The organism is Lachnoclostridium sp. An169 (assembly GCF_002160525.1).
GTDB lineage: Bacteria > Bacillota > Clostridia > Lachnospirales > Lachnospiraceae > Mediterraneibacter > Mediterraneibacter cottocaccae.
The window spans coordinates 1-25,567 of the sequence record NZ_NFKT01000019.1 but is presented as its reverse complement, the minus strand read 5'-3'; the positions used below and the strand labels follow the sequence as shown (position 1 = coordinate 25,567).

Sequence of the window (25,567 nt, the reverse complement as noted above, 5' to 3'; positions counted from 1 at the left end):
GCGTACAGAGTGTGGCAGAGCATGGACTTATGCCTGCGGTGTGCCGGCGCCCGGCGTTGTACATAAAAATCAAAAAAGAGGAGGAAAGGAAATTGAGGAAAAAGAGTGTACGCATCGGCGCAGGGTTTCTTGCACTGACCCTGGCAGCAGGACTTCTGCCTCAGACAGGAGCTGCTGCTGTGGAAGCATCCGGAAACGGCAGTGTGGATGATCTGCTCGAGATCAGGACCGAGGACGGCATCTGTGTGGACATGCAGCTGTATGCCAATGGAGTGTATGAGGCCGAGATCGGCCTGACAGCAGGGGCACACACCCTGTCGCTGTACAGAAACGGGGAGGCAGGAGGCCTCACGGATGAGGTGGCTGTGGAAGGAGACAGCACGGTGTATGTCCGTTACCAGAACGGGGAACTGATCAATTCCGTGGACAATGCCGACCGCTATCACACGGCAGCATTTACCGGGAATTTCTGGGGGCTGGAATTTGTGGACAGTGATGGCGCAGATTATTCGATCGCCAGCTGGGATCCGGCGGATGCGAATGCGGAACTGGATTATGCAGGAGGTGGTCTGTATACGCGGACTTTTGAATTCAAGGAACTTACGGAGAATGTGACACTGCAGGACGGCGGATATAAGGTGGCGTTCGACGACGGATGGGACTATTCTCTTGGAAACGGTGATTCCAACATCGAGCTGACCATCCCGGCGGGCGAGGACAGCCTGACCGTGTTTGTGGACGAGATCAGCGGGCAGGTATATGACTCTGTGCGGACGGAAGCTCTCGATATCTATCAGAACAGCGGGAATGTCTCCTCTCCGGCATTTGCCACTACGGTCTCCCTGATCGGGACGGTAAGGCAGAATGAGGCGGACAACTGGAATGCAGGCGCACAGGGCTATGAGTTTACGCAGATCTCTGACGGCCTGTACCTGTATCAGCAGGCGTTTGACGCGGGAAGTTATGAATACAAGGCCGTGTTCAATTACGCGAACTGGTATGAATCCAACGGCGGAGGAAACAAGGCGCTCAACATCAGCAGTGACGGGACGAATGTGATCTTCCTCTACGATGTGGAGGCAGACATGCTCTACGATACATGCAACGACTACAATATCGTGGCACAGGCACTTGGTTTCGCTGCGGTTCCCGTGGAAGCGGAAGTGAGGAACAATGCAAACGGGACCGTCACATTTGTCATGACTGCAGAGGAAGATGACGAAGTCAGACTTTACTATGCAGACGCAGATACGCCGGACAATGTGACAGAAGCTGTCCTTGGCAAAGGCACGGACAGCAACGGGAACTTCAACGGGGCTTTTGAGACAGAGGCCCTCTCGTTCGGAGATGACGCTCTGGACATGATCTATTACTACACGGTAAATGGAACCCGGGTGCTCGATCCCTCGGCAGAGGAGGCGGAAGCCGGCGGACAGACATGGTCCGCTTTTACAAGGGAAGCGTTTACCGGAAGGCTGGTGTGCGTGCCGGGAACATTCCCGGGACCAAGCTGGGACGCGGCATCCAATGTGATGACATACGAGGGGAACGGCATCTATTCCTATACGTTTGAGGCAGTGCCGGCGGCGAATTATCAGTACAAGATCTCCATGGGATCCTGGACGGAGAACTACGGTGTGGGCGGACTGCAGGATGGATCCAACTACAGCCTCTCTGTCACAGAGACAAAAGATGTGACCGTATATTACAGCGACCTCAGCCATCTGGCGGTGACGGATCTGGATTATATCTTTGCAGAGATCACTCTGGCGGGAGAGGGGATCCCGGAGGGAACCCGCCTGACAGACGACGGTCTTACAGGGATCTACAGCGTGTCTGTTCCGCTTGCGGCAGGAACCTACAGTGATCTGACGCTCACATATGAAGGGGAAACTTTTGCGGTGAAAGAGTTTACCCTGGAAAATGACAAGACAGTGACGTTCTGTTTTGATCCGGTGACAAAGATCTATTACAACAATGCGTCCGATGAAGTGCTGGATGAAGAGAGCATTTATTTTGACAGCAAGGATGAGACATACAAGAGCATCTACGGCGCGGTGCCGACGGGAAAAGAAGTGGCATTTTCCATTGACACAGGGGATGATGCACAGCAGGTAACGCTCGTACTGAAAGGGAAAGAGAACAAGATCCTCTCTCTGGAGAAGGAAGATGGACTGACAGAGGAAGGTAAGTCGAGGTGGTCAGTGACAACGGAATTTTCCGAGTATGGCGAATATGAGTATTATTTTGTCATCGGCGGAGAGTCCAGCGTGAAGATCTACTGCGACGATGACGGTTACTATGGGACCGGAAAGACGGTGGACCTGACACAGGTGCAGCCTTATGAGATGAATGTGTATATCGACGGGTACGAGACTCCGGACTGGATGAAGAACGCGGTGATCTATCAGATATTCCCGGACCGTTTCTTCAACGGGGATACGTCCAACGATACAGCCCAGATAAGTTCCAGGGGAGCGACAGACTACGAGTATAACACAGACTGGTATACCTGGCCTGAAAATCCGGAACAGGAGACACTCAATCCCGATACCTATCCGGAAAATGCATGGAGCGGAGACGGAGAGTGGAGCAACGAGATCTACGGCGGCGACCTCAGCGGCGTCACCGAGCGGATCGAGTACCTGAAAGCTCTTGGGGTAAACGTGATCTATCTCAATCCGGTATTCCATTCTATTTCAAGCCACAGATATGATGCCACGGATTATACACAGATCGATCCGATCCTGGGTACCCTCGGAGATTTTACTGAGCTTGTAAAAACAGCAGAGGAGAATGGGATGCATGTGGTTCTTGACGGTGTGTTTAATCATGTGGCGGATGATTCTGTTTATTTTGACCGCTATTATAAATATGTAGGGCAGGACGGGAAAGTAGGAGCTTATCCGTACTGGGCATATGTGTATGACTACATGGCAGAAAATGAAGAGGCTTCTCAGGATGAGGCCGAGACAGAGGCAAGAAAATATTTTGAGGGCCGGGGTGTGACAGACTTCACTTATACACAGTGGTTTGACTTCACTGGCGGCTTTATGACAGACGACAGTGGTGAGTACGTGCAGGATACCATCGGCGGGCGTGCAGGGAAAAATGTCTATGCTTACGACTGTTGGTGGGGCTATGACTCCATGCCGGTTATTATTGCCACAGACGGTTCTGAATACCAGACACCGGGATGGGCAGAAGAGATCATTGACGGCGAGGGCAGTGTGGCTCAGTACTGGCTTGAGCAGGGCTCAGACGGATGGAGGCTTGACGTGGCAAATGAGGTGTCCGACGAGACATGGCAGAGATTCCGCGAGTCTGTGAAAGCACTTGACAGCGACAATGTGATCATCGGCGAGATCTGGGACGACGCTTCCGAATACCTGATGGGAGATATGTACGACTCTGTCATGAACTACGTGTTTCGCGATGCGGTCCTTGCATATGCAAAGGGCGGCAGTGCACAGGACTGCGTAAATGAACTTGAGAAACTCAGAGAGCGCTATCCGCAGGAGGCATTCTATGCCATGATGAACCTGGTCGGATCCCATGATACCACGAGAGTGCTTTCCTTCCTGGACGGCATCAATGACGACCGGGCTCAGACAGATACGGCGAGCGCATTCCCGACATACGAGACTACCTCGGACACAGCGAAAGAGCGCCAGTACCTGGTGGCGTTCATCCAGATGACATATCCGGGAGCACCGACGATCTACTATGGCGATGAGCTGGGAATGGCCGGAGCTGACGATCCGGATGACAGACGCGCCATGGAGTGGGGCAGAGGAAACCGGGAACTGGTTGAGTGGTATGCATCCATGGCAGAGATCCGCAATACTTATTCCGCACTCCGCACAGGAGAGATCAAACCTGTTGAAGCAGGGGATGCGGAGAAGATCATGGCGTATGTGAGAAGCGATGAGGAAGCGGTTCTTTACGTTGCGTCAAATAATGATACAGAGAATGCTCAGCAGGTGGTATTTACCGCAGAGGCAGGCGTGACGTATACGGATCTGATCAGCGGAAATATATATACAGCAGATAAAGATGGAAATCTCACGGCAGAAGTACCGGCTCTCTCAGGCGTGATCCTGACAGATACGGTAAAGGAGATGGAGATCGACAGCGAAGCGCTGGCGCCGGCTTATGATGAATCCTATATCTATACCGGCGAAGAGACGCCGGGAGAAGAAACTCCGGGAGAAGAGGCTCCGGGAGAAGAGACGCCGGGAGAAGAAACTCCGGGAGAAGAGGCTCCGGGAGAAGAGACCCCGGGCGAAGAAACGTCGGGAGAAGAGACACCGGGTGAAGAAACTCCGGGAACAGGAACCCGGGATTCCGCGCAGGGCGGGGAAGATACTCAGAAACCGCAGAATGCGGCGGACAGCAGCGTTCAGAAGGATGACGCAGAGAAGGGAAGCGTGCAGACCGGTGACAGTACTCCGCTCTTTATGACCGTACTGGTGATGGCTCTGGCAGCGGGGACAGGATATGCCGCTGTAAGAAGCAAAAGAAGAGGAAACATCTTGAAAAAGTGATATGTTTCCGGGATTTGTTTCATATACCATTTTCTATTCTTTGGCTAGAATAACATCATACAAAATAAATCATTTTTTCAGGAGGATAAGTGAAGATGAAAAGGAAAAGATACTTGGCGCTTGTTATGGCAGCGGTTATGGCGGGAGGACTCCTGGCAGGATGCGGGAGCTCAGGCGGAGACAGCAGCACAGGAGACAATTCTGAACAGGGAGGCTCGGATGAGGTAAAAGACGTTACGCTGACCGTCTGGGGACCGCAGGAAGACCAGGCTCCGCTCGGTGAATATGAGGAGGGAATCCTCAAAGCGATGTGCGAGGCTTTTGACGAGGCTCATCCGGAGTGGAATATCACATTCGAGTACGGCGTATGCGGTGAAGGCGATGCAAGAGACCAGGTGACAAAGGATGTGGAAGAAGCCGCAGATGTTTACATGTTTGCGAACGACCAGATCCCGAAACTGGTAGAGGCCGGAGCACTTGCAAGGCTGGGCGGCGATACAGAGACCTGGGTGAAAGAGAATAATGATGAGAGCATGGTACAGTCCGTTACATATAATGACGGTGTTTACGGCGTCCCGTTTACATCCAATACATGGTTTATGTACTATGACAAGAGCAAATACACAGAGGATGAAGTGAAATCCCTTGACACAATGATGGCAAAAGATCTGGGAGAAGGCGTTTACAACTTCGCATTCCCGATGACAAACAGCTGGTATATCGAGGCATTCTACTTCGGAGCAGGTTGTACACTCTTCGGTGACGGAACAGACGCTTCCGCAGGATGCGACTTCGACAGCGAAGCAGGTATCGCGGCGACAGAGTACATGGTAAATCTGGCGTCCAGCCCGAAATTCTCCAACGAACTTGACGGAAGCAGTATCGCACTGTTCAAAGAAGGAAAACTGGGAGCATACTGCAGCGGTTCCTGGGATGCATCAGCGATCAGAGAAGCACTCGGCGAGAACTTCGGCGCTGTAAAACTCCCGACAGTCAACATCAACGGAACAGAGGGACAGATGAGATCCTTCGCAGGAAGCAAGGCGATCGGTGTAAACCCGAACTGTGAGGATACAGAAGTGGCAGTTGCGCTCGCACTGTACCTTGGAAGCGAAGAGTGCCAGCAGATCAGATACGAGACCAGAGGCATCATCCCGACACTTGACAGCGTAGAGATCGGCGACGATGTAGTGGCACAGGCACAGATGGACGAGATCAGCGAGGCATCATTCCTTCAGCCGGTACTCTCTGAGATGGACAGCTACTGGACACCTGCAGAGACAATGGGCAACGAGATCATTCAGGGGGATGTTACTCTTGACAATGCTGCAGAGAAGACAAAGACTATGGTAGAAGGAATTCTTTCCAGCGGATTAGCGGAATAAATGAATGAAAATGCCCCGTCAGATTACTGGTGGGGCATTTTCACCCGGATTTCCAGAAGGAGGATACAATGAGAGCGAAGAAATTAAAAGTGAAAGAATTTCCTGACGTTATAACGGTGCGTGAATCACTGAAAAAAGGAGACCTGGCGACACGCCTCTCCTGTGTGATCATGGGAGCCGGAAATATCCGCCGGGGACAGGTCGTAAAAGGACTTCTGTTTCTCGCAGCGGAAATCATCTACATATTATTTATGATCGTGATCGGGAGCGGCGCTCTCGCAGGACTCGTGACACTGGGAACCCAGACGACTCAGGAAGTATTCAACGAATCAAAACAGCTGTACGAATATGTGCAGGGAGACAACTCGATGCTGTTCCTGCTGTATGGTATCGCGACGATCTTTGTGACGATCGGTTTCTTCATTCTGTGGAGAGTCAATATCAAGTCCGCGTATGCCCAGCAGAAAAAGGCGGAAGAGAACAGACCGGCGGCAACTCTGAAGGAAGATATCAAGAGCCTGTTCGACAAGAGGCTCAACACCACACTGCTCTTCCTGCCGGTCATGTGCATCGTGATCTTTACGATCCTGCCTCTTGTGTTCATGATCTGTATGGCGTTCACCAACTATGACAGAAACCATCAGCCGCCCGGACAGCTCTTTGACTGGGTGGGGCTTGTGAACTTTGAAAAGATCCTGGATACGGGAAGCGGGCTTGGCTATGCTTTCTGGCACATTCTCGGATGGACATTCGTGTGGGCGGTTGCGGCCACATTCCTGAACTATCTTCTGGGAATGATCATGGCGATGATTATCAACTGGAAAGAGACCAGACTGAAAAGCTTCTGGCGCTTCGTGTTTGTTCTCTCTATCGCGGTGCCGCAGTTCGTGTCACTCCTCGTTATGAGAACCATGCTTCAGGAACAGGGCGCGATCAATGTGCTCCTTCAGAATCTGGGGCTGATCGACTCCCCGCTTCCGTTCTGGACAAACACGACATGGGCGAGAGTAACGATCATCGTTGTAAACCTCTGGATCGGCATTCCGTTTACGATTCTTCAGGTTACCGGAATCCTTCAGAATATTCCGGCAGAACTGTATGAGTCGGCAAAAATAGACGGGGCGGGACCTGTGACCATCTTCTTCAAGATTACGCTGCCCTATATGCTGTTCGTGACGACACCGTACCTGATCACACAGTTTATCGGAAATATCAATAACTTCAATGTCATCTATCTGCTGACAGAAGGGAAACCTGCAACCATGGATTACTTCAACGGAACAGCCGGAAAGACAGACCTTCTTGTCACCTGGCTCTATAAGCTGACGATAGATTTTAACGATTACAACTACGGCGCGGTGATCGGTATCCTTGTATTTATCATCTGTGCGGTTCTGGCATTGGTGACATACAGAAGGACAGGTTCCTACAAAGATGAGGAGGGATTCCAGTAATGAAAGTAAAATCCATGAAAACAAAGAAGAGAATTCTGATCACCATCGTGCATGCATTCCTTTCGGTGATGGCAGTGATCTGGGTATTCCCGATCTTCTGGGTGATCATGACCTCCTTCCGCGCAGGAAAGGGATCATATTCGACAAAGTTCATACCCGATGAATTTACGGTGGGAAACTATGTGAAGCTTTTTACCGATACGGGAGTTTTTGATTTCCCGAGAATGTTTATGAATACCTTTATCGTTGCGGTGGCAACTTGTCTGCTTGCTACGTTTTTCCTGATCTCCATCGCATACACTATGTCGAGAATGCGTTTCAAGATGAGAAAACCGTACCTGAACATTGCACTGATCCTGGGAATGTTTCCTGGATTCATGTCCATGATCGCGGTCTATTATATCTTAAAAGGAGTCGGACTTACAGACGGCGGCCTGAAGCTTCTGGCGCTGATTCTTGTATATTCGGGCGGCTCAAACCTCCTGAGCTTCTATGTGGCGAAAGGATTCTTTGACACGATTCCAAAGGGGATCGATGAGGCTGCCTATATCGACGGGGCAACAAGGTGGAATGTATTTACAAAGATCACACTTCCTCTGGCAAAGCCGATCCTTGTGTATACACTGCTGACAAGTTTTATCGCACCTTGGACAGATTTTATCTTTGCGAAGGTTATCATCGGATCCGATGCAAAATATTATACTGTGTCAGTCGGTCTCTGGAACATGCTGACAAAGGAGAATATCTATCAGTGGTATACGCCTTTTGCCGCCGGTGCGGTATGCGTCTCCATTCCGATTGCAATACTGTTTATCTATGTACAGCGATTCTATGCGGACGGCCTGTCCGGGGCGGTAAAAGGATAGCATGGAATCTATTACCCGGCACAGTCCCGGAAAGAAAAGGAGGGGTGAGAAAAGATGCATACAGTGCTTATCGTAGATGATGAAAAGATCGAAAGAAAGGGAATCCGCCGTCTTGTGGAGCGGGAGGACAGCGAGTGCCGGATTGTGGAAGCTGCAAACGGACGGGAAGCCGCAGAACTTCTGGAAGAGGAAAACGTTGATATCCTGCTCACTGATATTCGGATGCCCCATATGTCAGGGATGGAACTGGCTGAACGGGCAGCGGGATGCTCCGGAGCGACTCAGACGATCATTTTCAGCGGACTCCAGGATTTTGAGTATGCCCGGACAGCCATCGAGTATGGCGTCAAAGATTATATCCTGAAACCCGTGGATCCGGCAGAATTCAGCCGGGCTTACGGGCGGGTGCGCCGGAATCTGCACCGGAGAGAAGAAGAGCACAGAAACCGGGATCAGATGTCGAAGTTTTTAAACCAGTATTTTCTGACCCGGTTTATTACGGAGGGAAAAACGGCTGTGGCAGAGGAAGCCGGCGCTCATGTGGATCTGACGGGATGGGAGAATATCCGGTATGCCGTATTTATCGAATGTGAGAACCGGTTCTTTGAAAAATATGAGGAAGAATTCGAGCGGGCTGTGACGGAAGAGCTGGGGGAACGGATTTACTGCCTGAACCTGAATATGACCCAGTCGCTCCTTCTGATTTGCATGGAGCCGGAGGATCCGGTGAAGACGGCAGAAAGCCTTCTGGCATGTCTGCGCAGACAATTCAGTCAGGAATTCTACATGGCGGTCAGCAGCAGGATTGGGGCATGGCGGGATATCCCGGATGTATACCGGAAACTGGACAGCCTGATGGAAGAAAAGTTCTACCGGACCGGAAGACATATTTTCTGTGAGGATCCGGAGAATCCGGGAAAAGCGGCTGTTGAAGAAGGACAGCTTATGGGCATGCTTGAGAAGGACATCCGAAACAGAGATATGTATCATCTGGAGGAGCACTTTGAGCGGGTGATCAGAAAATACAGTGAGAGTACAGAATTCCCGAGCATGTATGTAAAATTTGTCTTTTCCAATATCGTAAAACTCCTGTGGGAGGCATCTGCTATTATGAAAGGCGACAATCTCAATGAGGTTGTGGATCAGATCTACGGCTGCCATACAATCGAGGCAGTTGTTCAGGTGACAAGAAAACAGGTGGACGAGTATCTTCAGTTTATCGGGCAGGATAAGGGGAGCTATCGTTTTAAGGCGGAGGTTACAAAAGATTATGTACTTCACCATTATGGAGAAGACATCAATCTCGACGTTCTGGCAAAGCGGCTCTTTCTGTCAGCCGGGTATCTGAGCATGATCTTCAAGAAAGAGACGGGGGAGAACTTAAATCAGTTTATCAAGAATGTGCGGCTTGAAAAGGCGGCGGAACAACTCACCGGCACCGATCTGACAGTCGGTGAGATCTGCAGTAGAGTAGGATTCGCAAATATGTCATATTTCAGCAAATGTTTCCGGAGACAGTATGGAGTGACGCCGGACGCCTACCGGAAACAGGAGAAAAAAGACCAGGATGTGTGAAAATTTCCTGCATATTTATACAAGACGACAGAGGTGCGTAAGTTCAGAATATTGAAATAGTGACATGTTTCTGAAAAATTTGTCATTTATGAAAGAACAGGTGAAGAGGTAAAATTCAATACAGAAAAACTTAGAAGCAATCCGCCGGTCGGGAATATTCCTGGCTGGCGGATTCTATCCGGGAAAGGAAAGAGGTAACAGGGAGTTATGAAAAAGAAGGTATGCAGTATTTTACTGGCAATAGCAGTCCTGTTTACTGCCGCAGATTTCCCCATGCTGGCGGGGGCAGCAGAGGAGAACGGTGCGGCAGAGGAATATGCCGGAACCGTGGAGGAGACGGGGAAAATACCGGAGACGCCGGCGGAAAATAGGGTGACAGTAGCTGTGATACAGGATGATGCAGAAAAGATAACGGCGGGAAAAACTCAGAGTGCGCATGTCGCAGCAAAGAATATCGGGGACAGCGACGCTGTACTCCGTGTGTATCTGACAAATGCGGACGGCACTGCGCCGGATATGGAGATTGAAGTGCCGAACCTGTGTACAGAGGATGTGAACTTACAAAGTGAGGGAGATGATATCACCGAAGAGGATATAACAAGGAGTACGATCGCAGAGACCATGAAGGGGGCTCTCATCCTGGCAGACGGCAGTACTGCAGATCTGACAGCAGAGTGGAAAGAGACGAGAGATGATAACAATACGGTTACGGAGCACTTCCTTGAGGCAGCGCTTCCGGCCGGAGCTTCCACCCGGTTCGATATGCAGTTGCTCTACAGGACAGATGAAGAGATATATACGAGGACGACACTTGTCCGCGCCAAAGCATTCGTGGACGGACAGGAAGTGACAGAAGCTTCCGATGAGGAAGATGAAGATAATGAGGCGGAATTCACCTGGGAAGCCGCGGCAGAGGCCGGCGGGGAGAGTGAAGCTGAAGATGAGGCGGGAGAGGAGAATGTAGAGGAGACGACGGAAACTGAGGGTGTGACGGCGAAGAGAGTGATGAGAGCGGCGAATGGGGGTGCGACGCTGGCAGATGAAAATGTTTATACAGTTTATTTTATTCCGAGTCAAGCTTGGGAATTCCGAGTAGTAAATGAAAAGTATGTGCTAAAGGGAAATATGAGTAGTGGTACCCAAGGCACAATATCTTGGAATCTGGTTACGCTGGTTGATACAGGTACTACTGTTGAAAGCAGGAAGGTGTACCGGGCTGAGTTTGACAAAAATGTGATTAAGCACAGCGGAGCCGGAGCACTGCAATTTTGGCTTTGCAGTCCATCGGATACCGGAAATCAACACTCGGGAGGGTTGATAGAAGTATTTAGTGGATGGAATGAGGAATCTGCCTTTCAAAATAAGCTGTATATTGATGGAGGAGGCTGGAAAGAATACACCCCGGATATTATAAGCTATGCAGGAGAAAAGTTAAATTTTGTTGATCTTACTTCTGAACTGGATCTCTCTTATATATCAGCGGAATTCCAGACGAAAAATGGAGAGAGTACAACGAGCGTTGAAGTTTCGGATGAAATAATTGTACCTGATGATGTGGAGAGCGGAGCATATACTCAGATACGATTTAAGATTGGTGAAAGTTATACCGTCGCGTATAGCCTTTCTAATCTTATCGATGCAGGAAATACAACATTCTATTATGGAAGCACTACGATTTCGGGAGAAAACATTATCAGTGCATGGGGAGAGCCGGTCAGCGATAATGAAAGTCTTGTTGGAAAGATATTGTATTTTAATTCGGATGCTTTTGGCAGTGATGTTAAAGTGTCGTGTAATGAATCAGAAGAAAATGCAGGATTTGTAGAAGGCTCCAATATGTTGGCATACACGTTCCTAGAAGATTCTAATGCAACACAGCAGAGTATCATTACAGTAACAGCGAAAGGAAATACCTATCGCTTTCTGTGGGGGAATACAGCAAAGAATCAGGTAGTGCTTAATGAAGATGTGGCAACTGTATCAGATATTTACAGGTCGTCATATACCGTGTATTTTGACGCGTCATTGTCGAAACTTTCTTATAGTGGAGATGCAGGAGCGGTTGAAGGCGGTAATGTAGGGATACCTGACAGTGGAGAAAAGATTTTTTACCATGCCTATAACGATGATAGTACTGCAACAGAAGATGGTGAATTACAAAAAAACTCGTCTTATTCAGAAGGAGAAAATAAGTGGCAGGACGTTTACAGTGCTGAGTTAAAGCAAGAATATACACATATTATTTTTTATACTAGCAATAATTTGGGAACATGGCCTGGTGAAAATTCGCCAAGACGGACAGAAAATCTGACGATTGACTGGAGTCTGGCGAAGCCCTGCTTCTATGCGGACAGCAGTGACGATATCGCATATGATGGGGGCAAAGCCAGAAGTGGATACTGGGATGAAGTGTATAGTATCAGAAATGCTGAATGCGGGAAAGAGGCAGACGTAGTTGATATTGACAATTCGGAGAGATTTGTGAAAGAACAGGATACGATGTATGTCAATACAACATTTTATGATTACTACACAGACTATGAATTGAATGGAAATAATCGAGATACATATAAGAATGATTTTTCAACGAAAGATAATGACTTTAATTCGCAGAGAAACTGGGTTACTTTCAGACAGTTTAATCAGGCTCTGAGCGACTACTATGAAGAGAATAAGGTTGCGATCCCAATTTATACCGGACATTTCCAGACAGATGGGACAAATGTTGCATATCCGTTTAGTCAGATTGCGAATACGTTAAAACTGTTCGGGGGAGATAAGTATAATCTGTTTTTTTCAACGAATAACTCAGTTATTGATAATAACGGAAATACAACTGACAGTAACGAAAATCCTTTTTATGATTATGCAGCACAAGGGCTTGTTGCCCAAAGTTTGACAGAAGAAGGAAAACTGCAGACCAGTAATAGAGAAACATTTGAACCACATTTTGATGAAGACTTCCTTTTGGGAGAGAACAGTAAAAATGCCGTACTGGGTGAAGTATATAAGAATGTTTCTTTTCCGTTTACGAAAGAAGATTTACATGACAATGGAGTCGAGTACTGGGTGTTTGACAGTAACAAGACAACTTTGGAGATGAAGCAGGATCCAGATACGGACGAATATTATTTGAAGAAGATCGCTCAGGAAGATCAATATCAAAACTTAAATTCGGGTTCTAATGGATATGGTATTAATACAGAGAATAAATATGGATTTTTCCCATTTAACAGTGGTAGTACAAACGGACAAGCTGGTACATATAATTATGGGTTTGGTACGAAGATTGAGTTCAATTTCCGACTGACAGAAGATGGGAAAGTATTGGATTCTAAAGGTAATCCCGTTGATATTACTTTTGAGTTTTCCGGAGATGACGATGTATGGGTGTTTATTGATGATCAACTTGCACTTGATGTAGGTGGAGCTCATGGAAAGGTTACAGGTACACTTAACTTTAGTCAGGAAGGGAACAATGACAGCGATACAACACAGATAAAGGCAACTGTCAGCAATGTCAAAAGCAGTGCCGGATTTACACCGGGTAGTACAACAAATACGGTAAAAACAACTACATTAGATTCCAAACCCGGAGAAATCCACACTCTGACCATGTACTACATGGAGCGTGGTATGTGGGAATCGAACATGAAGATCACCTTCAACTTCCCGGATGAGAACCAGCTGGAAGTCAAAAAGGAAGTTGATACAACCAATGTAAATACAGAAATCTTCCCCGAGGAACTGTTCACGACAGCAGATTTTGGATTCACGATCAAAAATGCAGTGACACACTGGGGAGAAACGAAAGTGTCCGATAATAACGCTGTAGAGGACAAAGTATTTAATGAAAGCTTTCAAGAGGATACAGTCGAGCCAAGTGAGACAGACAATACATTTGAATTGGTAACTAGTTATCAAGGAAAAACAGATGTTGTCCATTGGAAGGCTCTGCATGAAGACGATGCGTCGGGAACCTATAAAGAAAAGCGTTGGGGAATTGTGTATCCTTCTTCTGGAAAAGGAGCGGTTTTTGATGCTTTGGGTGCAGCTGCATATCTGAGCTTTGACTTTTACTTTGATTACGATGCAGTTCCATCGTTGAGTAACGCCTGGATCGAGCTGGAAGATGCGGATGGAACGAAGATAGGAGCAAGACTATCGGCAAGTAATACGTTTGGTTCAGGGAATCTGAAGCAGAAAACGTGGCAGAACATTAAGGTAAGGCTGGACAAACTGACAACGCAAAATGACGGAAACACAGCGGGATTTGACTGGGAAAAGGTGAAGAATATCAAACTTGCTTTTACGAAAAGCCGTGATATTTATTTTGATAATTTCACTTTCGTTCCAGAGACATCTATGGATGTTATGACAGGGTTTACATTACAGCAGGCAGACATACCAGACTATGGATCTGTTGAGGCAAACGGAGCCAATGAAAATAATCCTTCTCTGCAAAATGCTACTGGTGCTGTATATACGTTGACTGGATCAGATAACACCAAATCTTACGGGCGGATCGGTACAGATGGGATGTTTACTTTGCGGGATGGTGAGACGGCTACATTCAGTAATCAGTTCCGATTAGGAAGTTACATCTATCTTGAGGAGACCGGAGTAAATTCGGAAGCGTTTGATACAACATGGACGATCTATGACAATGGAGTGCCCGTTACCAGTATGTCTTCTGGAGATACAATTAATGTCGGTGATGAAAGTAAAAATCTGGTAGATGTGAAAGGGACTGCTCTGGAAGACGGTCGGATTGAGAAAACTGATGAAAATTCTCCGGCTGCGAATTATGGAAAAGGTGAAGAAGTAAATGATACAGAGGAAAATTCGATCGTTTTCCGCTCTTACACGAATCCGGATAATAGAGCAAACCAGACCAAGCTGAAAGCAGTCTTTACGAATACAGTGAAGACCAGAAGCCTTGTTATTAAGAAGGACAAGTCGGATACATCGGGAGACTTGGGTTCGAATACTGAATATGAGTTTAAGATTACTTTTACCAATGTTGCAGGATCATCCCTGGGGGATGGAACGCCGATTGAACATACGGTTAAAGTGAAAGCAGGAGAGTCTGTAACGATAGAAGGTATTCCGATTGGAACCGATTATGTTATAGAAGAGGTGGAACCGGCAGATGGTTCCCGACTGGAAAGTATCGAGATAAACACGGGCAGCTTATCTGACGAGGAAAAAGAGGAGGCTCTTAAGTGGGTACGCGTTGAAGGCGAGACGGTACATGGCATTATGAAAGACAACACTGTGGATTGTTCGTTTGTATTTAAAAATACAAACCGCCCGCTTCTTGATATTACTGTAGAGAAGAAATGGCAGGACGCATCAGGGGAAGACATCAGTGACAGTATTAGTGCACCGATCTATGTACAGCTGCAACGGAATTACGTGAATGGAAATGCTGATCAATTTGAGCCGGTCATGATCAATGGAAAGAATTACGTTACCATTGAAAAAGGATATGAAGGATGGCGGTATACATTTACCGGTCTGGAGAAATACCGAAGTTCGGATCTGACGGGAGATCCGGCGCAATTAGTAAAATATACGTATCGTGTTGTTGAAGGAACATTGGACGGCGATGGCAATTTTGTAGAAGCTGAAAATGGGAAAATCACAGTGTCAGAAATCGAATACGGCGTTGATTATGAATATAAGGAAATTCAGGCAGAAGATTCCGATGCTCAGTACGGCACAGCGACGAACGAAGGTGTTACCGGAGACAGTGATATGCATAGCGAAGAACACTTGGCTGCTATAACCAATACCAGAGTATTTGATCTCCAGATCAAAAAGGTAGATGCCTCCGAGACAGATAAAACATTGGATAATGTAGAGTTTACTCTGGAAAAAGGTACTTTATCAGATGAAGGATTTATAGTAGACAGTTCATTTGCTAAACAGACGTTGACAACCCAAAACGGGGGAATCGCAACTGTTCAAAATCTTTCGCCGGGGATTTATCGGATCATTGAGACAAAGACACAGGAAAAATACAGTCTGCTGAAATCACCGCTGTTCCTGAACGTGGATGGAAAAGGCAGTATGAAGATCCAAGATGGGACAGATGGAAAACCGCAGAACGTTACACTTGAAAACAATACGATCAAGATCACCATTTCCAACCGTCTGCAGTTCGAGCTCCCGGTGACCGGAGGTTATCTCCGATTCTATATGATAGCTGGAGGTCTTGCCCTTGCGGGCACAGCACTTTTCATCTATAGATTGCAGAAACGAAGAAAGGAGGTCAAGACTCCTGGAAAGAAGTAGTGGAGCAATCAACGTAGTAAAAAATGAAAACCTATATTTTTGAGTGAAAGAGAGGGAAATAAGGTATGAAGATGAAGAAACTCAAAAAACTCGTAGCCGGTATACTTAGCGCGGCTATGGTGATGTCTACCATGGCGGTGACAGCATTCGCAGCGGGGGAAAATGATACTTTGATTGACCAAAGTAGAGACGGGAATTGTTCTCTTAAAGTGGTTAAATATGAAATGCAAGGAAATATTCCAGATGATCCGGCAGGAACAGGAGAAGCTAATCAGGAAATTCCAACCGGAGCAACAAAAATGGAGGGAGTTGGTTTTACTCTCTGGAAGGTAGCAGATTTGGATAACTATTATACAAGTGCTGGTATTGCCCTTCCGACACTTGAGGAGGCAAAAAATAAAGTTCAAGAAGAGAGCCTAACACCTATTGATGGTGGAGAAAAGCTGACAGATGAAAATGGAGAAATTCCATATAATAATCTTGAGTTTGGTATCTACTATTTAAAGGAGACAAAGCCTTCTGCAAATACTATAAGTACAGCTGTAGAGACGCTCATTTCTGTCCCGATGACAAATGTAGATGGTGATGGTTGGCTGTATGATATAACAGTAAATCCTAAAAACCAGACGGTATATGCAGGTGTTACACTGAAAAAGACAGACGACGCAGGAAAGGATCTTCCAGATTCACGCTTTGTACTTCAGATTAAGGACGGTACTACTTGGAAATATGTCACCGGAAATGGAACAGATGGGTATAATTACAGCGGAACAACCTATAATCAAGATGTGATTTATACTATTCCTGCAGGTGGTACGACTTTCAGTGGACTGAAAGTAGGGGAATATAGATTTATCGAGGTTTCTGCTCCTGGCGGATATATTATGGATGGAAGCAAGCGTTATGGGTTTGTGATAAATGAGGATGGAAGCATTACAGCTAAGGATGATGCATATGGCATTACGACGACGGGAGACAAAACTGCAGTCATTACAGTCCCCAATGAAAAACCAGAAGTTGACAAGACAGTGGGAGATGCAGAGGGAAATTATGGCGATGATGTAGATTACAGTGTTGGAGATGATGTTCCATTTAAGATAGAGGTTGATATTCCATCCAATATTGCAAAACTGAAAACCTTTAAACTTACTGATACAATGGAAAGTGGATTGGAAAGCGCAAAAGAATTTAGTGTTACATATTACAAAGATGGATCAGTTACCGATATTGGACTTAGCAGAACTCCAGTTTCTACCAATAATGGTTGGACGTTAGAATATAGTTTTGCTGAGGGTGATATGACCAAATTGGCAAATGCGGATACAATTTTTATTGAGTTTAAGGCTACATTAAATGGAGATGCAGTAACTGGCGGGACAGGTAACGATAACGATATTGAGCTGGAATATTCCAATAAAATTCTGCCAGAAAGTGATGATGAGGGAAATCCAAATGAGCCGGGAACTCCGACTACAAGCAAATTAACCGATAAAGTAGTTATCTATACATTTGGTATGGAACTTACAAAAACATTTAATGGAGCGACACCAGCAGAAGGATATACTGCAACATTTGATTTGTATAGAGAGGATGCCAATGGAAGTACAACTATTAAACATGAGAATCAAGATGTAAAAGTTAGTCCGATTGGAACTTATACAACAGATGAACAAGGTAAGATAACATATAATACTTCACAAACAGGAAACCAGGATAAAGGCTTTGCTCAGGGAACATACTATTTTGTGGAGACTGCGACGGTTGAAGGATTTAATCTCCTTAAAGATTCTATAAAAATAGAAATTACAGTGCCCTATACCACAACGATAACGACAACAGAAACTACTACGGAGAAAGATCAGTATGGCAATGTTATTCGTACTGCTACTACCACCACTTCAGAAACAACATATACGGAAGCAGATCCGACTACTGAAGCACCTGTTTATACATTTACTGTGGATAATAGTGAAGGCTTCGAGCTCCCCGTTACCGGTGGCATGGGAACCCTCCTCGCTTCCTTCGCAGGTATCCTGCTGATGGCAGGCGGAGCGTTTGTATTCCTTTCCTCCAGAAAGAGAAAAAATGCCTGATTACAAATTTTAGATAAACTCTTTCATTTTACTGTTTCATAGGAGAGATGTGCACTGCATGTCCCTCCTATGAGACTTTCAGCCGGGATCCAGAGGACGCGGGATTCTGGAAACCGGCTGAGAGCCTCAGGGGACTTAAGAGAAGAGGAAGCAAAGGACGGATCAGGAAAATGAAGAAGATAAAGACGATTTTTGCGCTTCTTATGTTTGCCACGGGACTTGGCATCGCGGCCTATCCGGTTATCAGCAACATGCTCTATGAGCGCAACGCCACGAAAGTCGTGGAGACTTACAGTGAGACGGTGGACGACATGGAGCAGGAGGAGATCGACGCGGCGAAGGAAGCAGCGCGCAAGTACAATGAACAGCTCCAGTCAGTCGTCGTCCGTGACGAGAACGGGGAAGGCGAGCAGGCCGGGGAGAGTTACGTGGATCTGGTCAATGTAGGCGAGAGCATCGGATACATAACGATCCCGAAGATTGACGTGGAACTGCCGATCTACAACGGGAGCAGTGAAGAGGTCCTGCAGAAGGGGATCGGACACATGGAGCAGTCTTCTTATCCCATCGGCGGAGAGAGCACCCACAGTGTTCTCACCGGGCACCGGGGACTTCCGGACGCGGAGCTTTTTACGAATCTGGACGATCTGGAAGTGGGGGACCGGTTTTACCTCCATGTGCTGGATGAGATCCTTGCCTATCAGGTGGATCAGATCAAGGTCGTAGAGCCCAATGAGACCGGTGATCTGGATATCATCGAGGGGGAAGATTACTGTACGCTCGTCACCTGTACGCCTTATGCGGTCAATACCCACAGACTGCTTGTGCGGGGCGTAAGGACAGCGTATAATGGTGAATTGGAAAGTGATGTGCAGTATCAGGAATTACAGTCGGGGACCATCGCGAAAAGGCTTCTTGATGTGTGGCCCTGGCTCCTGATGGCGGGCGTGACCGCCATCGGTACGGAAGCAGTGCTGTTTATCCTCCTGGTGCGCAGGAAGAAGAAACGTGACAGGGAAGAGATGTTATGAAAAAAGAGATCTTGAGAAAGGCGGTACAGATACTGGCTGTGATCGCATTTACTGCAGGGGTGGTCATTTTCTTCGGTCCCATGGTAAACCGCTGGATCGCCGGGCGTGACAGTTCTGAAGTGATCGCTGTATTTCAGGAAGAGGCGGCTTCCATTTCCGGCAGTGAAGGCGCGGATGCTGACGGCACAGGCGGAGGCGCAGACGGGACCGTGGCGGAAGGCGCAGGAAGTACAGGGACAGGTGCGGAGACAGGAGCAGAAGCGGGTGCAGGAACCGGAGCGGATGCGGGAACTGGAACGGATGCGGACGAGGATGGGATCGGTGCATATTCCGGGGAGGCGTCTGCCTCCGGTCTGGCAGATCTAAGGGAGGCGCTGGAAGCCTATAATGAGGAACTGTACGAGACCGGGCAGTCCGGGCTGAGGGATCCGTTTTCCTATGAAACTTCCTCCTTTGACCTGACGGAGTACGGATTCAGCCAGAACGTGATCGGCGTGCTCTGGATCCCCCGTCTGAATGAGGAGCTTCCGGTCTATCTCGGCGCGAACGCGTCAAACATGGCAAAGGGAGCGGCTCTGATGGGTCAGACTTCCATGCCTCTGGGCGGTGTGAACACGAACGCGGTCATCGCGGCGCACCGGGGATGGAGCGGAATCCCCATGTTCCGCAATATCCAGTCGATCCAGATCGGGGATAAGATCCAGATCACGACGCCGTGGGAGACTCTCATTTACCGGGTATGTGAGCTGAAGATCATTTCCCCGGACGATACAGAAGAAGTGCTGATCCGGGAAGGGCGGGATCTTGTGACCCTGCTCACCTGTCATCCATATACGCAGAATTATCAGAGGTATCTCGTGATCGCCGAACGCTCGGACGAGGAGCCCCGGACGAAGGAGGAAGATCTGGCCGAGGCGGAAGGCAGTTACGACTCCAGTGCACGGGAAGTGGAAGATGTGGATGGAAATACCATACTTGTGGATCCCTCTGACATCAGCCCATCTTTCCTGGAAGGCACGGAGGCAGCAGGAGCCGGATACTCGAATCTGCAGATCTGGATGGAGACTTACGGGATATGGATCGTATTTGCCGCTGCAGTCATCATCGTTTCCATCGCGGTGATGTGTGCAGGGCGCGGGAAGAAGAAAGGCAGGAGGAAGAAGAAAAGATGAGTGCATCAAAATACGCAGAGAAAGCCAGACTGGTGGTGGAGGAAGTGGAGAAAGTCATCGCCGGAAAGGACGGTTGTGTGGAGAAAATCATGATGGCAGTCCTGGCGGGGGGACACGTGCTGATCGAGGATATCCCGGGAGTGGGGAAGACGACCCTTGCCGTTGCATTTGCCAGAGCCATGGACTTAAGCCAGAGGCGTGTGCAGTTTACACCGGATGTCATGCCCTCGGATATCACGGGATTCACGATGTATGAGAAGTCTCAGGACGCGTTTGTCTACTATCCGGGAGCGGTGATGTGCAACCTGTTCCTGGCGGACGAGATCAACCGAACTTCCGCGAAAACGCAGTCCGCGCTCCTGGAAGTGATGGAGGAAGGCAACGTGACTGTGGACGGGGAGACCCATTCCGTGCCGAAGCCGTTTCTTGTATTTGCCACGGAGAACCCTCTGGGCTCTGCGGGAACCCAGATGCTCCCGGAGTCCCAACTGGACCGTTTCATGATCTGCGTGGTCATGGGATATCCGGAGAGAGAGGAAGAGATCCGCATCCTCATGGGAGAAGCGGGCGCAGGTCCACTCGCCCGGACAGAGGCGGTGATCACGAAGGAAGAACTGCGGAGGATGCAGAAAGAGACGCAGGAGGTATTTGTCCACAGGGCTGTCTATGACTATATCGTATCTCTGGCCGAGGCTACGAGGGAACATCCCCTGATCTCTCTGGGATTAAGCCCCAGAGGTTCTCTCGCGGCAGTGCAGATGGCGAAGGCGGGCGCTTACATGGCGGGGAGAGGCTTTGTAGTGCCGGACGATGTGGCGGGAGTGTTCCATGATACCGCCAGACACAGGATCCTCCTGAGCGCCCAGGCGAAGGCGGGAAATATGACTGCGGACGATGTGCTGGACGAGATCCTGGAGACGGTGAAAAAGCCCAGACCGGAGAAGCGGTAGCAGGGGAAAACGGTCAGCAGGATGGAACGGCCAGCAGGGTGAAGAGAAACGGATCATGATGCGAGGAGTGTGAGGTATGGAGAGGATGAAGAGTAAGGCGGGGTACGGCGCGGTGGTCGTACTCACGCTGATCATCGCTTTGACCCATGAGGGCGAATTTCCCAGATTTCTTCTGGGATTCGAGGTCGTGCTGGCGGCTGCACTCTTTTTTTCACTTAAGGTCCTTGCGGGGAAGATCGAAGTCCATTTCCGGCTTCCGGTCCTCGCGGACAGCCGGTCAAAGGAGATCGTGGTGGAGGCAGAGATCGTGAACCACAGTATCCTTCCCGTTCCTGCGTTGACAGCCGGGTTTATCTGGGAAGATGTGATCTCCGGGGAGAGAGGGACTGTACAGATGCCTGCCATGGCAGACAGCCGGGGAAGATCGGTCGCGCGTTTCCGGCTGAGGGCAGGACACTGCGGAGTCATCCGCGTCCTCCCCGGGGAAGTCTGGGTGAAAGACTACCTTGCCCTCTTTCGCAGGAAAACAGCTCCGGCGCCGGGCAATCCGGAATATGCCGTGCTCCCGGACTGGACGGAGGCGGAAGCGGGGAGCGCGGAGAAACGGCAGAGGACCGGGGGCAGTGAGGAGGCGGATGGGGACCGTTCGGGGGATGATTATTCGGAGATCCGCGACATCCGTCCTTACCGGAGAGGAGACGCCAGGCACAGTATCCACTGGAAACTTTCGGCGAAGATGGAGGATCTGATGGTGCGCGAGCCTTCCGATACGGCCGACACGGCGGTGCTGATCTTCCTGGATCTGTATACGGCGGACAAAGATGCGCTGGCACGGTCGGATCAGGCACGGTCTGAACTGGACCGGTTCTACGAGCGGGCGGCAGCGGCATCCCACAGACTTCTCACGGACGGCGTGCGCCACTATGTTGTGTGGGCGGATCTGGAAGAACAGGAGAAAAGGGCCGGATCAGGAAACGGGATCGTGCGTTATGAGGTGCGGGATGAATCTTCTTTCCGGGGGATGCTGACAGCGCTGGTCCACACGCCTCTTTCCAGCCGGAGGGCAGATCTGGATCTACTTTATAAGGAGCGGTTTTCTGATGAGACATTCAGGGAAGTTGGAAGGCTTTCACTCGAAGCAGGTGGAAGCCGGAAAAGGGAGAAAACGAAAACGGGAAAATAAAAATGCGGGGATCCGGGTGACGGGCAAAGAACTGGTCCAGGTGGAGACAGGAAAGAGCCATCCCCGGGTCTGGTTTTTGGCGGGCGTGATCCTGCTGCTGCTGGAGGCGGAAGGGATCCTCATGGCAACAGTCACCGGATGGGATCTGCCGGTCAATGCGCCTGCAGTTTATCTGGGGACCGCGGTATCCGCTGTCCTGGCGTCGCTGTTTTTTTATGAAGGGCGCCTGGAGGGAAAGCGGAGATATATGGTGTTCCTCTTTGTCCTGCTTTACGCCGGGCTTTTGTTTGTGACGCAGGATACCTTTCTGAGCGGAGGAAAGCAGTTTGTCAATGCGGTGGTCTCGGCGGTGAATCGGGAGTATAACAGTTCGATCGCGGTGTTTTCCCAGACTGTAGATGCTGGGGAGATGACCGTTTTCCTTCTGGAGATCATGCTTGTCCTCACAGGATTTCTGGCGTCGGTCGTGCTATGGCGTCCGGACGCGCTGATCCTCGCTCTGGCGGAGTTCCCGATTCTTGCCGTGATGTTCCTGTGCGCCGGAGAACCTTCCATGCCGGCGCTGTTTTTCCTGCTGTTCGGCGCGGTGGGGACCTATGCGTCTTCCCGTTCGTTCCGGAGAAAGGCTCTCTGGGGGACGCCGGGGAGTGAACAGCGGAAACGGAATCTGGAATGTTTTGAAAATGTGCAGAAAAAGATTCTGATCGCTGTCGGGACAGCCGGTGTCGTGCTCTCGATCTTTGCGTTCTATCTGGTGCGCCCGGGGCTGAATGTACAGCTTGAACGCGCGGAAAGCGTGACGGCCAGAGTGGAGAACCGGATCATGGAAAGCCTGATCGCTCTCCTGCCCCAGTCGGAAAACGGCGGGTTAAGCCTGACTGCGGAGACGGACGGGGGAGGCGTGCAGGACGGCATGCTCGGAGAGACGGATGGGTTTGCTGTAGGTTCCCTTGAAGATCTGCGCCTCACCAGTTCAGTGAAACCGTCAGAAACCGTCTATCTCAAAGGATTTATCGGGAGCACTTACGGGGAGAACAGATGGCTTGCGCCTTCCGGGGAGACATTTTTCAGTGCGGCGTCGAACTGGCAGACCGAGGATGATCCGGCTCTTTATATACAGAATCTGCCTTTTTTGAGGACGATGTATGCTCTGAATATGACGGCAGACGGGGAGAACGGGGAAGATGCATCTGCGGGCAGTGCTGACGGCGGAGAAAACAGCGGAGTAGGTGCTTTGTCGGATGGTTCGTCAGGCGGGACGGCAGCGGCTCCTGCGGAACTGACGGTGGAAAGGCTGAATGCGGTGTCTTCGTATACATATGTTCCTTACAATGCTTATCTGAATGAATATTATGATATCCCGGACGGAGATGGGGCGGTGGCAGGCCAGTCGGTCCAGGATGATATTTTTTCCTGGTTTCCGGAGGAGACAAGCAGTTCCGTCCTGGAGGCGTGGAACAGCGATGAGGAAAATGCCAGCGTGCTCGACCGTGTGGAAGCTTCATACGAAGCTTATGCCAGGCAGTGGTATATGGACGTCCCGGAAGGCCTCGACGAGTTAAAGGAACTCTGCGAGGAGCAGGAATTTCATGTGGAGGAGACCGGCGACGTCCCGGCGGACGGCGTGGACGATGTTGCGGAGTTTGTGATCCCTTATCTGACGGAAAATTATACTTATGATATGAATGCTGAGGCGGTCCCCGAAGGTGAGGATTTCCTCACGTATTTTCTGGAAGAGTCGAAGACCGGATATAGTACCCATTTTGCCACCGCGGCTGTTGTTATGTTCCGGATGTGCGGTCTGCCTGCCCGGTATGTGGCAGGGTATGCAGTGCCGGCAGATCTTTTCGCAGTACAGCCGGAAGGCACATATACGGCGGTAGCTCAGGCGGATAATTCCCATGCCTGGGTGGAAGTCTACCAGTCCGGCGTCGGCTGGGTCCCGGTGGAGACGACCCCGGGAGCCCTGGGGACAAAAGCCCAGGTGGAGATGCCGGAGGGAACAGAGCAAAATGGCGCTGATGAGGACGGCAGTCAGGAGAATGGGACGGAGGAAGATGGGAATAATCCGTTTTCAGACTTCGTGTCCCGCCTGCTTGACGGAAGTCTCGATTCGGTGATCTTCTGTATGGAGATCGTTTCCCTTGTGGCAGTGACCGGCGCTGTGTCAGGTCATCTGATCTGGAAACGCCGGTGCCATCTCGGAAAAAGAAAGCGGTTATCCGTAAATGAAAATATCCGCGAGATCTTCCGGGCCTTCTATGAAGTGCTCCTGTATGCAGGGATGGATACGGCTGTCGCGTCGGATGATCCCCGGTTTACGGAGATTGCGGCGGAGTACTGTAGCGGGGCAGAAAACCCTGCAGGATGCAGAGAGATACGGGAGTTCTATGCACTTGTTCTGGAGGCTGTGTATGGAAACACTGACTTGCAGGAAAAAGACCTGATCCGCGCCAGAAAGTATTACCGGGAACTGGTCCCTTCGGTACTGAGACAGATGAGATTCATTCGGCGGATCAAAGCGGTTGTCTGGCGGGGATATTGAGAAAAATCCTGCACATGAAGTGGATAACTTTTTATAACTTCTGTAAGTTTGTTGATAACCCTCTTTTTTGTGTTCTTCTTATTGAAATTAAAATAATGTCATGATATGGTGAATGCACCCGGAGATCAAAATGCCTTTTGGAATGACGATCTTCCGGGTGCATTCAAACATTCTGAGAAATCTGAAAAAAGATATCTGAACAAGAGCAATCTGAAGAGAAATTAAAATTCAGCAGGCGGATCTGCCGGGAAATCCAGAGTTTGAACAGGAACCTGTTGGGGTGGTGTTTTCGGGAAGAACATGGTATGATGGAAGTGGAAAATATGAGACAAAAAAAGAGAAAAAGGAAAGCGAACATTAAATATCGCGGAAAAAATGAGACAAATGGCGCAGTAAAATTAATTGACAAAAACAGCAGTAACAATGAAAACTTTATCATGCTTCCCATGGTGGATTTCTGTTTCAA

12 protein-coding genes are annotated in these 25,567 nt (G+C 49.2%); all 12 read left to right on the top strand.

All coding sequences use genetic code 11. The features are described from left to right. The first annotated feature begins 92 nt into the window (after positions 1-92). Positions 93-4,547 carry an alpha-amylase family glycosyl hydrolase gene (locus tag B5F07_RS13410; RefSeq protein ID WP_162613135.1) on the top strand — a complete coding sequence of 1,485 codons (4,455 nt, stop codon included), beginning with the start codon at positions 93-95 and terminating at the stop codon, positions 4,545-4,547. Positions 4,548-4,642: 95 nt separating this feature from the next. After that, positions 4,643-5,932: an extracellular solute-binding protein gene (locus B5F07_RS13405; RefSeq protein ID WP_087161795.1), complete on the top strand. Its 1,290-nt coding sequence runs from the start codon at positions 4,643-4,645 to the stop codon at positions 5,930-5,932. Positions 5,933-6,000: 68 nt separating this feature from the next. Then, positions 6,001-7,386 (top strand): carbohydrate ABC transporter permease, encoded by a 1,386-nt coding sequence (locus B5F07_RS13400; RefSeq protein ID WP_087161794.1) that lies wholly within the window; start codon positions 6,001-6,003, stop codon positions 7,384-7,386. Then, positions 7,386-8,252: a sugar ABC transporter permease gene (locus B5F07_RS13395; RefSeq protein ID WP_242972529.1), complete on the top strand. Its 867-nt coding sequence runs from the start codon at positions 7,386-7,388 to the stop codon at positions 8,250-8,252. The genes B5F07_RS13400 and B5F07_RS13395 overlap by 1 nt, the downstream gene beginning before the upstream one ends. A gap of 54 nt (positions 8,253-8,306) precedes the next feature. Continuing rightward, on the top strand, positions 8,307-9,827 hold the full coding sequence (locus tag B5F07_RS13390) for a response regulator transcription factor (RefSeq protein ID WP_087161792.1): 1,521 nt from the start codon (positions 8,307-8,309) through the stop codon (positions 9,825-9,827). A gap of 207 nt (positions 9,828-10,034) precedes the next feature. Then, positions 10,035-16,127 carry a SpaA isopeptide-forming pilin-related protein gene (locus B5F07_RS13385; protein WP_087161791.1) on the top strand — a complete coding sequence of 2,031 codons (6,093 nt, stop codon included), beginning with the start codon at positions 10,035-10,037 and terminating at the stop codon, positions 16,125-16,127. Between the two features lie 65 nt (positions 16,128-16,192). Continuing rightward, on the top strand, positions 16,193-18,220 hold the full coding sequence (locus tag B5F07_RS13380) for a SpaH/EbpB family LPXTG-anchored major pilin (protein WP_087161865.1): 2,028 nt from the start codon (positions 16,193-16,195) through the stop codon (positions 18,218-18,220). A 170-nt stretch (positions 18,221-18,390) separates the two neighbouring features. Next, a complete protein-coding gene (locus B5F07_RS13375) occupies positions 18,391-19,251 on the top strand; it encodes a class C sortase (protein WP_204248845.1) in 861 nt (286 codons plus the stop codon). Then, positions 19,248-20,423 carry a class C sortase gene (locus B5F07_RS13370; RefSeq protein WP_087161790.1) on the top strand — a complete coding sequence of 392 codons (1,176 nt, stop codon included), beginning with the start codon at positions 19,248-19,250 and terminating at the stop codon, positions 20,421-20,423. The genes B5F07_RS13375 and B5F07_RS13370 overlap by 4 nt, the downstream gene beginning before the upstream one ends. Further along, complete coding sequence (locus B5F07_RS13365; RefSeq protein WP_087161789.1) at positions 20,420-21,373, top strand: AAA family ATPase; 954 nt, start codon at positions 20,420-20,422, stop codon at positions 21,371-21,373. Before B5F07_RS13370 ends, B5F07_RS13365 begins: the two co-directional genes overlap by 4 nt. 76 nt (positions 21,374-21,449) lie before the next feature. Beyond that, positions 21,450-22,556, top strand: a complete 1,107-nt coding sequence (locus B5F07_RS13360; RefSeq protein ID WP_087161788.1) for a DUF58 domain-containing protein — start codon at positions 21,450-21,452, stop codon at positions 22,554-22,556. Beyond that, the gene (locus B5F07_RS13355) at positions 22,474-25,101 is read left to right on the top strand and encodes a transglutaminase-like domain-containing protein (RefSeq protein WP_087161787.1); all 2,628 of its coding nucleotides are present in this window, start codon (positions 22,474-22,476) and stop codon (positions 25,099-25,101) included. The genes B5F07_RS13360 and B5F07_RS13355 overlap by 83 nt, the downstream gene beginning before the upstream one ends. Positions 25,102-25,567: the final 466 nt, after the last annotated feature.

Bases quoted from the DNA above. Each gene is read 5' to 3' on its own strand.
- B5F07_RS13365 (WP_087161789.1), top strand. From the start codon at position 20,420: ATGAGTGCATCAAAATACGCAGAGAAAGCCAGACTGGTGGTGGAGGAA.
- B5F07_RS13360 (WP_087161788.1), top strand. From the start codon at position 21,450: ATGGAGAGGATGAAGAGTAAGGCGGGGTACGGCGCGGTGGTCGTACTC.
- B5F07_RS13370 (WP_087161790.1), top strand. From the start codon at position 19,248: ATGAAAAAAGAGATCTTGAGAAAGGCGGTACAGATACTGGCTGTGATC.
- B5F07_RS13400 (WP_087161794.1), top strand. From the start codon at position 6,001: ATGAGAGCGAAGAAATTAAAAGTGAAAGAATTTCCTGACGTTATAACG.
- B5F07_RS13385 (WP_087161791.1), top strand. From the start codon at position 10,035: ATGAAAAAGAAGGTATGCAGTATTTTACTGGCAATAGCAGTCCTGTTT.
- B5F07_RS13375 (WP_204248845.1), top strand. From the start codon at position 18,391: ATGAAGAAGATAAAGACGATTTTTGCGCTTCTTATGTTTGCCACGGGA.
- B5F07_RS13405 (WP_087161795.1), top strand. From the start codon at position 4,643: ATGAAAAGGAAAAGATACTTGGCGCTTGTTATGGCAGCGGTTATGGCG.
- B5F07_RS13395 (WP_242972529.1), top strand. From the start codon at position 7,386: ATGAAAGTAAAATCCATGAAAACAAAGAAGAGAATTCTGATCACCATC.
- B5F07_RS13390 (WP_087161792.1), top strand. From the start codon at position 8,307: ATGCATACAGTGCTTATCGTAGATGATGAAAAGATCGAAAGAAAGGGA.
- B5F07_RS13380 (WP_087161865.1), top strand. From the start codon at position 16,193: ATGAAGATGAAGAAACTCAAAAAACTCGTAGCCGGTATACTTAGCGCG.
- B5F07_RS13355 (WP_087161787.1), top strand. From the start codon at position 22,474: ATGAGACATTCAGGGAAGTTGGAAGGCTTTCACTCGAAGCAGGTGGAA.